Source organism: Paenarthrobacter sp. AR 02 (assembly GCF_021538675.1).
Classification (GTDB): Bacteria; Actinomycetota; Actinomycetes; order Actinomycetales; family Micrococcaceae; genus Arthrobacter.
On sequence record NZ_JAJUKH010000001.1, the window covers coordinates 1275320 to 1288339 of the forward strand.

General features: G+C 64.5%; 14 protein-coding genes, 1 pseudogene and 1 riboswitch. Of the genes and pseudogenes, 9 read left to right on the forward strand and 6 right to left on the reverse strand.

Annotated features, from left to right (window positions below; genetic code table 11):
* The first annotated feature begins 78 nt into the window (after positions 1–78).
* Positions 79–390 (forward strand): hypothetical protein, encoded by a 312-nt coding sequence (locus tag LRQ04_RS05985; protein ID WP_235518425.1) that lies wholly within the window; start codon positions 79–81, stop codon positions 388–390.
* Positions 380–1078 (forward strand): HAD family hydrolase, encoded by a 699-nt coding sequence (locus LRQ04_RS05990; RefSeq protein WP_235518427.1) that lies wholly within the window; start codon positions 380–382, stop codon positions 1076–1078. The genes LRQ04_RS05985 and LRQ04_RS05990 overlap by 11 nt, the downstream gene beginning before the upstream one ends.
* 79 nt (positions 1079–1157) lie before the next feature.
* Here LRQ04_RS05990 and LRQ04_RS05995 read toward each other — a convergent pair whose 3' ends face one another.
* Positions 1158–1547 (reverse strand): hypothetical protein, encoded by a 390-nt coding sequence (locus tag LRQ04_RS05995; RefSeq protein WP_235518435.1) that lies wholly within the window; start codon positions 1545–1547, stop codon positions 1158–1160.
* 121 nt (positions 1548–1668) lie between these two features.
* Positions 1669–2280 (reverse strand): NADPH-dependent FMN reductase, encoded by a 612-nt coding sequence (locus LRQ04_RS06000; RefSeq protein ID WP_235518437.1) that lies wholly within the window; start codon positions 2278–2280, stop codon positions 1669–1671.
* A 185-nt stretch (positions 2281–2465) separates the two neighbouring features.
* Here LRQ04_RS06000 and LRQ04_RS06005 point away from each other — a divergent pair, with 185 nt between their 5' ends.
* The 5 genes from LRQ04_RS06005 to LRQ04_RS06025 all read left to right on the forward strand — a co-directional run bounded on the left by LRQ04_RS06005 (position 2466) and on the right by LRQ04_RS06025 (position 6132).
* Positions 2466–3632: a Re/Si-specific NAD(P)(+) transhydrogenase subunit alpha gene (locus LRQ04_RS06005; RefSeq protein ID WP_235518439.1), complete on the forward strand. Its 1167-nt coding sequence runs from the start codon at positions 2466–2468 to the stop codon at positions 3630–3632.
* On the forward strand, positions 3632–3964 hold the full coding sequence (locus LRQ04_RS06010; RefSeq protein WP_235518441.1) for an NAD(P) transhydrogenase subunit alpha: 333 nt from the start codon (positions 3632–3634) through the stop codon (positions 3962–3964). Before LRQ04_RS06005 ends, LRQ04_RS06010 begins: the two co-directional genes overlap by 1 nt.
* On the forward strand, positions 3961–5334 hold the full coding sequence (locus LRQ04_RS06015; RefSeq protein WP_235518442.1) for an NAD(P)(+) transhydrogenase (Re/Si-specific) subunit beta: 1374 nt from the start codon (positions 3961–3963) through the stop codon (positions 5332–5334). The genes LRQ04_RS06010 and LRQ04_RS06015 overlap by 4 nt, the downstream gene beginning before the upstream one ends.
* Positions 5335–5425: 91 nt before the next feature.
* Positions 5426–5680 carry a hypothetical protein gene (locus tag LRQ04_RS06020; protein ID WP_235518444.1) on the forward strand — a complete coding sequence of 85 codons (255 nt, stop codon included), beginning with the start codon at positions 5426–5428 and terminating at the stop codon, positions 5678–5680.
* Positions 5681–5784: 104 nt separating this feature from the next.
* A complete protein-coding gene (locus tag LRQ04_RS06025; protein ID WP_235518452.1) occupies positions 5785–6132 on the forward strand; it encodes a hypothetical protein in 348 nt (115 codons plus the stop codon).
* A 157-nt stretch (positions 6133–6289) separates the two neighbouring features.
* On the opposite strand, the gene LRQ04_RS06030 is transcribed toward LRQ04_RS06025, so the two are convergent.
* The 4 genes from LRQ04_RS06030 to LRQ04_RS06045 form a co-directional block, all read right to left on the reverse strand.
* Positions 6290–8110, reverse strand: a complete 1821-nt coding sequence (locus tag LRQ04_RS06030) for an alpha/beta fold hydrolase (RefSeq protein ID WP_235518454.1) — start codon at positions 8108–8110, stop codon at positions 6290–6292.
* A complete protein-coding gene (locus LRQ04_RS06035; RefSeq protein ID WP_235518456.1) occupies positions 8107–8706 on the reverse strand; it encodes a TetR/AcrR family transcriptional regulator in 600 nt (199 codons plus the stop codon). Before LRQ04_RS06035 ends, LRQ04_RS06030 begins: the two co-directional genes overlap by 4 nt.
* Before the next feature lie 124 nt (positions 8707–8830).
* The gene (gene mscL, locus LRQ04_RS06040) at positions 8831–9295 is read right to left on the reverse strand and encodes a large conductance mechanosensitive channel protein MscL (RefSeq protein WP_235518457.1); all 465 of its coding nucleotides are present in this window, start codon (positions 9293–9295) and stop codon (positions 8831–8833) included.
* Positions 9296–9420: 125 nt separating this feature from the next.
* Positions 9421–9540: a D-arabinono-1,4-lactone oxidase gene (locus tag LRQ04_RS06045; protein WP_235518459.1), complete on the reverse strand. Its 120-nt coding sequence runs from the start codon at positions 9538–9540 to the stop codon at positions 9421–9423.
* A gap of 48 nt (positions 9541–9588) precedes the next feature.
* Here LRQ04_RS06045 and LRQ04_RS06050 point away from each other — a divergent pair.
* Together LRQ04_RS06050 and gcvP are read left to right on the forward strand one after the other, a co-directional pair.
* A pseudogene (locus LRQ04_RS06050) lies at positions 9589–9849 on the forward strand (helix-turn-helix domain-containing protein); the annotation flags it as partial.
* A 74-nt stretch (positions 9850–9923) separates the two neighbouring features.
* Positions 9924–10022, forward strand: a riboswitch (glycine riboswitch).
* A gap of 148 nt (positions 10023–10170) precedes the next feature.
* Positions 10171–13017 carry an aminomethyl-transferring glycine dehydrogenase gene (gcvP, locus tag LRQ04_RS06055; RefSeq protein ID WP_235518470.1) on the forward strand — a complete coding sequence of 949 codons (2847 nt, stop codon included), beginning with the start codon at positions 10171–10173 and terminating at the stop codon, positions 13015–13017.
* Positions 13018–13020 lie beyond the last annotated feature (3 nt).

Genomic DNA, 13020 nt, shown 5'->3' on the forward strand with positions numbered 1-13020 from the left:
TGCCAACAAGATGTTGCAGGCGCGTATTTCCCGCGTTACGCCACATTTCTAAGGTGGCTTATACTAAGTAGTCTTACTATGCATTTCATCGATGACGAGGAGGTTGGCGTGGCCGGGCACTTGGAGATGGTTGAAACGCCCGACGGGGGATATCGGATTCTGATGGTGGACGGCAGTGACGTCCTCATGGGCCTCTCAAAGCGGTTCTCTTCGATGGATGAGGCGGTGGAAGGCGTGGAGGCCATCCGGGAAGTGGCCGGCACTGGCCTGCTGCGGCAAGCCTCATCTGAGAGGTACGCGGTACTGATGTTGGAAGAGCCTGTCATTGATTCGGCACTCGCTGCGCAAGGTACCCACGCGGCGTCGGAAGTGGTGGGTTGTGGCAACTAAGGTGAAGTCCCAAAAGAAGCGCGCAGTCCTCTTTGATGTGGACGGTACGCTGATCGATTCCAGCTACTTCCATGCAATGGCCTGGTGGCAGGCGTTCAGGCGCGAAGGGCTGGACATCGAAATGTCGGCCATCCACCGCCGCGTAGGCATGGGAGGCGACAAGCTGATCCAGAGCCTGGTCCCGGACTGCACCGACGAAATGCAGGAAGATTTGAAGTCGGCCCACGGTGCCGTGTTCTCGACGTTCTGGCCGACGCTCCGGCCCTTCGATTCCGCGCGTGACCTTCTGGCGGCATGCTCCGACGCCGGTCTTGCGGTCGGATTGGCATCATCGGCGCAGCAACGCGACCTCGACGTAAGCCGCCACCTCCTCGACGCGGGCTCCTCCATCGACGCCTGGACCAGCTCCAACGATGCCGAGGAAAGCAAGCCCGCCCCGGACATCCTGGTGGCCTGCCTGGAGAAGCTCGGCGTGGACCCGGAGGACGCCGTCTTTGTTGGCGACGCCGTGTGGGACATGAAGGCCGGCGCTGCGATCGGAGTGCCGGTGGTTGCCCTGACCTGCGGTGGAATCAGCGAAGCGGAACTTCGGGACGCAGGAGCCGCGGAAGTCTATGACAATCCGCAGCACCTGCTGGAGCACTTGGAGACGAGCCTTATTGGCAAGTTGAGCGGCCGGGCCGGCTGAGCGACGGGCCAGCTGACCGCTAGGGTCACCTGACCGTCACGGGGCGCCTGGCTCCTTGAGGTGAGGCGCCCCCGCCCGGTTACCGGCCGTCGTCGTGTTGGATGCCTTTGTCCCGACCGCGGCGGTTCCGCAGCGTCCAGATGATGAGCGCGATGATGATGACGGCGGCTACCCCAGCGAGGACCCACGGAACGACGTCTGTCCGGGTTTGCTGTTGCTGGCCGGTTTCGCTGGTGCCGGGGTTGGCCGGGCCTGTGCCCGCTGGGTTTGGAGCGTCGGATGTTGGCTCCGCCGTGGGGGTTGCGGTGGAAGGGCCGGAGGGGTTGCTCGGCTCGGGCGATGGGCTCTGTGTGGTTGCGGCAACGCTGCCCTGAAGGCTTGTGGCCGCGCCAGCGGCTCCGGCAGTGGAGGCGGCGGTGCCGACGAAAAGGGTCACTGCCAAGGCGGTCATAGCTACTCTACGAAGCATCTTCTTCTCCTGGGGTAGGCCTGTTCCTAAATCCTCGTAGTAGTAAGCATACTGACTAAATCGCAGACCGAGGGTACCGGGTGTCGCCCGTTCAGATCCGGGCGACACCCAACCCGCGGTCCTAGCGGTTCAATTTGTCGGTATCCGGTTCCGGGTCGCCGATGTGGCCCGGTGCGTTGGCGGCAAGGACACGCTGCACGAACGCGCTGTACTCCTCCATGTAGTGCCGCAGGAGGCCTGCGGTGCCTTCGTCCTTAACGGAACCGTCGTCGTCGTAAGCGTCCGCGACAAAGCGGATGTACGCCTCCGGTGCGTTCAACTGCGGTGCGTCCAGGAAGCTCAACACGCTCCGCATGGACGACTGCATCACCGCAGTGCCGATGCCACCCGGCGACGCTCCGATGATTCCGGTGGGCTTCCGGGCGAAGGAATTGGTGCCCCACGGGCGCGAGCCCCAGTCGATGGCGTTCTTCAGCGCGCCCGGAATGGAGCGGTTGTACTCCGGCGAGACGAACAGGATGCCGTCCGAGGCCGCGATGGCATCCTTCAACGCCTTGCCGGCGGGCGGAAAGTCGGCGTCGTAGTCGGAGCTGTAGAGGGGGAGGTCCTTGATTTCGATCTCATGGAATTCCAGCTCGGGCGGCGCCACGCTGATCAGCGCCTTGGAGAGGGTTCGGTTGATGGAGGTACTTGAAAGACTTCCTACGAAATAGCCGATTTTGAACGTGTCCATAGCGGCGTTCCTTCCCGACGGCACGGCCGGAACCGGCTCGTCGACGGTGTGGTGGCTGGTTGCCACCAGCTTCCACCGACCCTAGTGGACTTGTGCACATAGCGCAGCCCCCTACTCCCGCCCGGACCCTTGCGGTCATAGACTCATGCCAACTGGTTTCTGGCGAGTTCCGGAGAGGGGTGGCGTTGAAAGCAGGGATTGGGCGCGAGAGGCTCGACGGTGAGCGGCGGGTGGCCGCCACGCCGGAAACGGTCAAGCAGTTGGTGGGCCTTGGACTCGACCTTGAGATCGAGTCAGGCGCCGGCGCTGCCTCCGGCCACAGCGACGACGACTACCGGGCCGCCGGAGCGGCCGTCGTCCAGGCCCTGGACCTCGGGACACTCGACATCTACTGCCACGTGCGCCCCATGGACCCGACGACGGCGGGCACCCTCCAGCGTGGTGCTGTCACCGTGGGACTGGGGTCGCCGTCGTCGGAGTTGCCAACCGTGCGGGCCCTCGCCGCCGGCGGCATCACATCGTTCGCCCTGGAGCTGGTGCCCCGGATTTCGCGGGCCCAGTCCATGGATGCACTGACTTCCCAGGCCCTCGTGGCCGGGTACCGGTGCGTGCTCGAGGCAGCAATGCGTTTGCCCCGGTTCTTCCCGCTCTACATGACGGCGGCCGGAACCATCCCGCCGGCCCGGGTGCTGGTCCTTGGAGCTGGCGTGGCTGGACTGCAGGCAATCGGGACAGCCAAAAGGCTTGGCGCCCGCGTCTCAGCAAACGACATCCGGCCCGCGTCAGCAGACGAAGTAGCGTCCATGGGCGGAACATTCATCAAGCTGGACCTCGAAACGGCGGAAGCCTCGGGTGGCTACGCCCGGGAACTGAGCGCCGACAGGGGAGCCCTGCAACGGGCACTCCTTGCTCCACACGTTGCCCAGGCCGATGTCCTGATTACTACCGCCGCTGTTCCCGGAAGGCGGGCACCGCTCCTGGTGAGCCGCGAGATGGTCCAGGGCATGCGGCCTGGGTCGGTGGTGATTGACCTGGCGGCAGAGTCCGGCGGCAATGTGGAAGGGAGTATTCCGGGGCAGGATATCCCCGTCCCCACTGGCGACGGCCAGGGCACGGTGACCCTGGTGGGAATCAAGGATCCGGCCTCCGCCATGCCGGCGGACGCCTCGCGCTTGTACGCCAAGAACGTGGCCAACCTTTTGGCGCTCATGACCCGCGAGGGCGTGGTTTCACCCGACTTCTCGGACGAGGTGGTGGCGGGGGCGTGCCTGACGCACGACGGCGCCATCCGGCACGCGCCCACCGCGGAAGCACTTGCAGCACTTTCCCCCGGATCTGAAGGAGCCCTTTGATGGACGGCATGAGCCTGTTGACGATCACGGTCCTGGCTGTCTTTGTGGGCTTCGAGGTTGTTTCCAAAGTTTCCAGCACCCTTCACACGCCCCTCATGTCCGGGGCGAACGCCATTCACGGCATCATTCTGGTGGGTGCCATCATCGTCGCCGGGCAGGCTTCTGATCCGTGGATCCTGGCGGTCGGCCTGCTGGCTGTCGTCCTTGCCACGGCCAACCTGGTGGGTGGGTTCGTGGTGACCGACCGCATGCTGGAGATGTTCCGCGGAAGGCAGCGGCCGCCGTCGAGCGTTGATGCCGGGCAAGCCACGGGCAGGGAGGGCCGCCGGTGACCCTCCTCAGCCCCACTTGGACTGCGCTCCTGTATCTCGCAGCGGCCGCCTGCTTCATCCTTGCCCTGAAGGGGCTGAGCTCGCCGAAGAGCGCACGAAGGGGCAACCTGATCGGTGCGTTTGGGGCGCTTGTGGCTGTGGTGGCGGTGTTTTTGTCCGTGAAGCTGGACAACATTCCCTGGATCCTGGGGGCGATAGTGGTGGGTGCCGGTGTTGCTGCCCCCGTGGCGCGCAGGGTGCAGATGACCCAAATGCCGCAACTCGTGGCCCTGTTCAACGGTGTAGGTGGTGGTGCGGCGGCGCTGGTTGCCCTGCTGGAACTGCCGCATACGGAGGACGCCTGGGTTCGCTTGGCCATCGTGTTCACGCTGTTGGTGGGTGCTGTGTCCTTCGCGGGTTCGGCCATTACCTTCGCCAAGCTGCAAGGGCTCATGACCACGCGGCCGGTGACGTTTCCCGGGCTGCCGGTCCTCATGGCTGTGGTGCTCCTGGCCGCCGTTGCTGCCGGTGCGGTGGTCATCGCCAGCGGCGCGCCGGGTTGGGCTCTTGTGCTGCTGGTTCTCGGTCTCGGAGCCGGCGTCCTCCTGGTGCTGCCGGTGGGAGGCGCTGACGTGCCGATTGTCATCTCGCTCCTGAATGCCTTTACTGGCTTGGCTGTCGCCGCGTCGGGCCTGGTGCTGGGGAACGTCCTCCTTGTCGTTGCCGGAACTCTGGTGGGAGCATCCGGCACTATCCTTACCCGCGCCATGGCATCGGCCATGGGGCGCAGTGTTGCCGGCATTCTGTTCGGTGCCTTCAAGGGTGGCTCCACGGCCGGTTCCACAGTGGTCAGCGAACGGCCAGTCCGCTCCTCCAGCGCGGAGGACATCGCAGTGCTGCTCGGCTACGCGCAGCGTGTGATCATCGTTCCCGGGTACGGACTCGCCGTGGCGCAGGGGCAGCACACCGCGGCGGAACTTGCCTTGGCTTTGGAGGCCCGGGGGATCGACGTCGACTTCGCGATCCACCCTGTTGCGGGGCGGATGCCCGGACACATGAATGTGCTCCTCGCCGAGGCTAACGTTCCCTACGAGTCGCTGAAGGAAATGTCGGACATCAACTCCGAGTTCAAAACCACGGACGTCGCGCTGGTGGTGGGTGCCAACGACGTCGTGAACCCCGCGGCCAAGACCACGTCCGGCTCGCCGATTTATGGAATGCCCATCCTGGAGGTGGCCGACGCCCGGCAGGTGGTGTTCCTGAAACGCTCCATGAGGCCGGGGTTCGCCGGCGTCGAAAACGAGTTGCTCTATGAACCGCAGACCACTTTGCTGTTCGGGGACGCGAAAGACTCGCTGACCAAGGTGTTGGGCGCCGTAAAAGCACTCTGATGAATGCGGACAGCATAAACGCGTCATTTATGCGCCGTTGATGGCACACGTCATGTACAGGAACTGTGTACACCAGGCTAGGAGTCATCGAGTGAAAGACCGTGGGAACGAATCGTTGTTTGGATCACGCCTCGAAACGGCGCGGGGAAAGCGGGTGTCCAACTGGAAACTGCTGGTGGGCCAGGCCGTCCAGATCTGGCGTGGGAACGAGATCGTTGACCAGGGCCAGGTGGAAGCCGTCACTGCTGACGGCAGCGTCCTGTGGCTGACCCAACGGGGAGCGATCGGACGGCGGATGGTCACGAAGGAGCGGGGCGCGGGCCTCTGGGTTCAGCTCATGAACTGACCCCAGGGGCTCGCCCCGTGCGCTCGCCGTCGGGTATTCCGGGCCGTCCGTCCTCGCCCTAAGCTGGGCGTACCAGCCCAAAGCCTTAACTGAGAGGTTGCGACATGACCGTGAAGCTCAACAAGAAGGCCTTCGAGCACGCCAAGGCCCTGATCCGTGATGGCAAGGTGGCCAAGGACACCCGGGACGACTGGAGTGAGCATGCCCCCTCAACCAAGGACGAGAATGCGTTCCTGGATAAGCATGGCCATGCCGAGTACTCCAAGTGGTTCCTCGGCGTCGACGACGAACACCCGGATGACCAAAAGGGCCATTACAAGTTCCCCATCGGAGACTTCACAAAGATCCACCGCTGCGGTGTCATCGCCGCCGAAAGCCGCGCCGGCCAGAACGATTACGATGACATCCGCGATGCCCTGGGAAAGTTGCTGGACCGGATCGACAAGGACTAGCCGGCAAGCAACCTGCCCCATGCGGGGTCAAGCAGCGGCGCGCCGGCCAGCCTCAGGGCGTGCCAGAGGGTGACCGCCACGGAATCGAGAACGGGTACTCCGGTGCGGGCCTCCACCTCCGCCGTGATGTTTGCGCCGGACAGGTTGCTGACCGTCGTTAGCGGCTGTAGCTGCGGGTGCCCTGCTCGCGTGAGTGATTCTTGAGGTGGCTGGCGAGAGCGTCGCCGTGGGTCAACTGCGGGTGGTGCCCGGCGCCCGGCACCACAACCAGCTCGACGTTGGGAAGGGACTTGAGCTGCCCGGCCGCGTCGGCGGCGAGCGGGTCCTCGCTCCCCGTGATGATCCGGACCTGGCCGCTGAACCGCCCCAGGGCATCCTGGAGTTCGCTGCGCCACTGCTTGGATCCCGTCAGGGCGAGATGCTGGGCCACCCTCGTGGCACTGCTTCGCTTGAGGTCGGCCACGCTGGATCGGAGGGCATCCGTGCTCGCATCCGTGCCGGTCAGCTGCCGTGACAACCTTGCCGGCCCGACGCGTCGCAGGTAGGAGCTGACCAGCGGCCGAAATCTGGACAACGCGGGTGTCGCCCGCTGGAGGAAGAACGGCGCGATCAACGTAAGGGACGTGACCTTCGCGGGCACCCGGTCGGCTGCGACCACTGCTGCAGCGGCACCGATCGAATGGCCGATAAGGTCGACAGGTTCCCCCTCCAGCAGGGCGGGCAGCCACCCTTCCCAGTCCTGAATGCCCGCTCCTCCGCTGAGTCCGAGTCCGGGAAGGTCCACGATGCGGGCCCCGATATCAGCCGCCACTCCAGCCCACGTGTCTGCGTTGACCGGCAGGCCGGGAAGGACCAGCCTGTTGGACCCGGCGACGCCCAGTTCGAATGTCCGTATGCCGCCGACGTCCACGAACCGACGGTCCTCGGCCATGATGGCCCCAAACCGATGCGCGGCCAGGTAATCGGCCCACCGTTCCACGGACAGCAGCACGTCCGGCATCCGGATTCCGTGTTTGTCGGCGAAATCGATTGCCGAATGCGTTGGATAGCGGTCGGAGGACATGAAGGTAAGCGTCTCGGGATCTGCCTTGGTGATCCGCTCGGGGAGCCGCCTGATGACCCCAACCGGCAGCCTTAGCCGTGGGACCTTCGCGCCAAGATGCCGGCCGACATGCGTGAGCAGGTCCGCCAGTGGCGGGGTGGCGTCGTCGAGAATCCAATAGGCCTTGCCCGCAGCAGCCGGGTCGACCGCGGCAGCCGTCATGAAAGCCGCAAGATAGTCGACCGTAACGACCGGGAGGAACGTCGTTTGGTCTCCTGGCAACGCCGCAACGCTGCCTTCCCAGATCTGTTCGATGGTAGTGGGCAGCCCGATGAGTTGGTCGGACTCCCCGGTCACGCTGTCGCCGATCAGGCTGGACGGGTTGACGACTGTCCAGGGGATTCCGCGTTCCATGGCCAGGGCCTGGAAGATCGCGTCGGATTCCACCTTTGAGGCTTCGTAGGCACCAAGTTCCTTGTAGGCCGCAGCGCGGTAATCCTCTGACCATGGAATGGTGGTTGGGTCCTGTCCGCCGACGCGGTAGCCCGACACGTGGACGACGCGCTGCAGTTTGGGGAGGTGCCCGGCGAAGTCCATCAGTTTCTCGACGATGCCGACGTTCGCGCTGCGTGCCTCGTGGGCGGTCATTCCGAACCGGTAGGTCCCGGCACAGTTGTGGATCTCGGTGACGTCCGGGAATGCCGAGGGGCCTCCAGTGACGATCCCGGGGGACTCGAAATCGACGATCGTCGTGTTGATGCTCCGTGCCAGGCCGTGCTCCCGCACCCATCGCTCGACACGGGCGCCGGACTCGGCGGTCCGTACAGCCGCCGTGACGTTCGCGCCAGCTTGGGCCAGGGCCAGGACGAGATGCCTGCCAACCAATCCCGAGGCCCCGAAGACCAGGGCGTGGCGGGGGCCTTCAGGTGTTGTCATCGGGTCCTCCCGGTGGTCTCGAGGCGGTGGTTGATGAGTTCTGCCACGACATCAGCGGCCGAAACCAGGGGTTGGGTGTCCTGCATGGCGCGGGAGACGATCACCGCACCTTCGATCGTCGACACAATGACCGTCGCCAAGGACCGCGCCTCCTTTGCGTCAATGCCGCTTGCTTCGAGCAGCGCGGACGTCGGTACGATCCACGACTCGAAGGCAGTGGCACATGCCTGCCGCAGCCGCTCGCTCTCAGCGCCCATCTCCAAGGTGACGACGGAGACAGGGCAGCCCAGTTGAAAGTTGCTCCCGCTGACGATCGTCGTCAAAGCCTCAATGGCGGCGCGGGCAGCTTCAGCCGGGCCGCCCGCGGAAGATGCCGTCTCCGCGATCAGGGCTTGGAATTGCGTCGCGGCGAGGTCGACCGCTGCGACTCCCAGGTCCTCCTTCCCGCCGGGGAAGTGGAAGTAGACAGACCCCTTGGGTGCGGCGGCGTGTTCGATCACAGCGTTCAGGCCGGTGCCGCTGTAGCCGCTGCTCTGGATGAGCTGCAGCATGGACTCTGTAAGCCGTGCTTTCGTCAGGGTTCCTTTGATAGCCATAGGGAAATAATAGACCGGTCTATATATTTTTTGTAAATCCGCGAAAGCCCAACGCAAAAACCCGGCCCCCTCTTGTGAGGGAGCCGGGTTTTGGGCGGAGCTATTTGTAAAGGCTGTGCTGGCCCTAACGGACGGGGTCGGAGCCGAGCCCTGGGTCGAGCGCGGAAGCGGTACCTGCGTTGCGGGCCGCGGCTGCGTCCTTGAGGAGGTCGCGGATTTCGGCGAGGAGTGCCGTATCGGCGGGGAGTGGCTCTTCCTCGGGTTCCTCGGTGGAGAGGCGGTCCTTGACCAGGGAGTTGATCTTGTTCATGGGCGCCACGAAGATGAAGTAGACCACGGCAGCGGTGATGACGAACGTGACCAGGGCGGTCAGGACTGCCCCGAAATCGACGAACGTGGCGGGGTTGTTTTCCCAGATCTTGAAGCCCAGGCCTTCGGCGTTCATGCCGCCGGCCGCGGCGATGACCGGGTTGATGATGTGGGTGGTGAAGGCCCCGACGAGTGCGGTGAAAGCACTGCCGATCACCACGGCGATGGCCAGTTCAATCACGTTGCCGCGAAGGATGAAGTCTTTGAAACCCTTAAACATGGAGTGTCCTCAGCTCGGGTGCGGATGTCTGCCTCAGCAGTGAACAAACTACCATCCCCATGTTTCAACCCGGTGTAACGGGGTAGGGGAGTGCATCACGCGCACTACCCTGCCCCGTCACGACCTCAGCCAAACAGCGACCGGGTGTGGTCGTTCAGGAACATTCCGCGGGGATCGAATTCGCGGCGGACCTGGAGGAAAGTGTCGAGCTCAGGGTAGAGACGCTCCAGCCGGCTGCGGGTCATAAAGTGGATCTTCCCCCAGTGCGCCCGGGGCTCGAATTCCTGCAGCACGCGGCGTTGGTGCGCCGCTTGCTGGGCCCGGTTTTTGATCATGAGCAGAGCCAGGACGGCGATCTGATCCTGACCCTGCGGACATATTTGGACTCCCAGCGTTCCTGGCAAAAGACGGCGGCGACGCTGTTCGCGCACCGGCAGACCATCATCTACCGGATCCGGAAAATCGGTGAGTTGACGGGGCTGGACATGGGCGAAACGTCCACGGTTGCGCAGTTGTGGTTCGCGCTCCAAATCCATGAGGCCATGCATCAGTAGGCCAAGCTGCCTTGCGGAACGACAAAGTGACCCGCTATGGTGTGAAGCGTGTCACTCACGTGATGCAACGCTTTTGATCTGCGGCGGGAGAGTCCTGCCGGTACATCCAGTCAGGCGCCGTAGGAGCAAATCCTCCCCAGGAATCTCTCAGGCCCATGTACCGCCGCGGTTAGGCAACTCTGGAAAGCAGTCCGGGAAACCGGGCTCACCGACGGTGCAAGCAGGCAACCATTCCTGCGGAATCTCTCAGGTCCAATACAGAGCGGGGAGGAACCCACATCATCGTGGCGCTCAGCAAGCGCCTGAATCATGGAGTTCCTCTTGACTGTTCAATCAACCCCCACCGCGTTCGCGGACCGGCATATCGGCGCCCGCCGCCAGGCCGATGTTGACACCATGCTCAAGGCCATCGGCTATGACTCTGTCGACGGCCTGGTGGACATTGCTGTCCCAGATTCCATCCGCCAGGACACTGCGCTGAAGTTGCAGGACGCCCTCACCGAGGTGCAGGTCCTCACTGAGCTGCGCAAGCTGGCTTCCAAGAACAAAACCGCCGTGCAGATGATCGGCCAGGGCTACTACGACACCGTGACGCCGCCCGTCATCCGCCGCAACATCCTCGAATCCCCGGCTTGGTACACGGCCTACACCCCGTACCAGCCGGAAATTTCCCAGGGCCGCCTCGAAGCGCTGCTCAACTTCCAGACCATGGTCCAGGACCTCACGGGACTTCCCGTGGCCAACGCCTCGCTGCTGGACGAAGCTACCGCCGTTGCCGAGGCAGTGCTGCTCATGCGCAGGGCGAACAAGGCTGTGAAGGACGGCAAGACAGTCCTGGACGCCGACCTCCTCCCGCAGACCATCGCAATCGTGAAGGGCCGCGCCGAGGCGCTGGGTTTTGAGGTCGAGATCGCGGACCTCTCGGCTGGCCTGCCCGACGGCGACATCAACGGTATCGTCCTGCAGCAGCCGGGCGTTTCGGGCCGCGTTTTCAACCACGCCCCGGTGATCGCCGAAGCCAAGGAACGTGGCGCCTTGGTCACTGTCGCGGCAGATCTGCTGGCGCTCACCCTCATCACGCCCCCGGGCGAACAAGGTGCCGATGTCGCCGTCGGAACCGCGCAGCGTTTCGGTGTCCCGCTGTTCTTCGGCGGCCCACACGCCGCGTACATGGCCGTCCGCGACGGCATGGAGCGCACGCTCCCGGGCCGCATCGTCGGCGTCTCCAAAGACAACGCGGGCGTTCCGGCGTACCGCCTGGCCCTCCAGACCCGCGAGCAGCACATCCGCCGCGAAAAGGCCACGTCCAACATCTGTACAGCCCAGGCATTGCTGGCCATCGTGGCCTCGATGTACGCCGTCTACCACGGCCCGGAAGGCCTGAAGTCGATCGCCGAAACCGTTCACGGTCACGCACGCACGCTGGCGACGGCTCTGACGGCCGCCGGCCGCGAGCTCGTGACCGAGGCGTTCTTCGACACCCTCACCGTCTGTGTCCCAGGCAAGGCTGACAAAGTCATCGCCGCCGCCGAAGCCCGCGGCATCAACCTGCGGTTCATCGACGCCGACACCGTGGGCGTCTCCATTGATGAAACCACGACGCCGGAGGTCCTCTCCGCCGTTGCCGTCGCCTTTGGTGCCGGTCCGGTGAAGGACGCGGCGGGCTTCGAGCTGCCCTCGGACGTGGTCCGGACCAGCTATTTCCTGCAGCACCCGGTGTTCAACACGCACCGTTCCGAGACGCAGCTGTTGCGCTATATCCGCAAGCTGTCCGACCGGGACCTCGCGCTGGACCGCACCATGATCCCGCTGGGTTCGTGCACTATGAAGCTGAACGCGACCGCTGAGATGGAAGCCATCTCCTGGCCCGAGTTCGCCTCCATCCATCCCTTCGCACCGGACCACCAGACGGCCGGCTGGCGCGAACTGATCGAGGACCTGGAAGCGGACCTGACCGAGATCACCGGCTACGACCAGGTCTCCATCCAGCCGAACGCCGGTTCCCAGGGAGAGCTCGCCGGGCTCCTGGCAATCCGCGGCTACCACCTCTCCCGGGGTGACGAGCAGCGCACTGTCTGCCTGATTCCCGCTTCCGCGCACGGCACCAACGCTGCCTCCGCAGTGCTGGCCGGCATGAAAGTGGTTGTGGTGGCGACGGCTGCTGACGGGACCATCGACCACGCGGACCTGACCGCCAAGATCGAAGCCAACAAGGACGTGCTGTCCTGCATCATGATCACCTACCCGTCCACGCACGGTGTGTACGACGCCGACGTCGTTGAGGTGTGCGACGCCGTCCACCATGCTGGCGGCCAGGTGTACGTCGATGGCGCGAACTTGAACGCGCTGGTTGGTTTGGCGCAGCCGGGCAAGTTCGGTGGCGACGTGTCCCACCTGAACCTGCACAAGACGTTCTGCATCCCGCACGGCGGCGGCGGTCCCGGTGTTGGACCCGTTGCAGCAAAAGCCCACTTGGCTCCGTTCATGCCGGGCGATGCCAACAAGGCAGCCCACGAACCGGGTCATGGCGTGGCGATTTCCGCTTCGCGCTACGGATCCGCTGGTGTGCTGCCGATCTCCTGGGCTTACGTGAAGCTCATGGGTGGGCAGGGCCTCACTGAAGCCACCAAGTCGGCGCTGCTGGCCGCGAACTACGTTGCTTCCCGGCTGGATGAGCACTTCCCGGTCCTCTACACCGGAGAGGGCGGGCTGGTGGCGCACGAGTGCATCCTGGACCTGCGCGAGCTGACGGCCCGCACCGGAGTCACGGCTGAAGATGTGGCCAAGCGCCTCATCGACTTCGGCTTCCACGCCCCCACCCTCGCCTTCCCGGTTGCTGGGACGCTGATGGTGGAGCCCACCGAATCCGAAGACCTTGCCGAAATCGATCGTTTCATCGAAGCCATGATCACCATCCGTGCCGAGATCGAGCAGGTGGCCAGCGGTGATTTCACTGTCGAGGAGTCGCCGCTGCGCAACGCGCCGCACACCGCTGCCGCCGTCGTAAATTCCGACTGGGACCGCCAGTATCCGCGCGAGCAGGCCGCATTCCCCGTCCACCACCTCAAGCAGGACAAGTACTTCCCGCCAGTGGGCCGCATCGACGGCGCAGCCGGCGACCGCAATCTGGTGTGCTCCTGCCCTCCGATCGAATCATTCGAGAACTAAAGG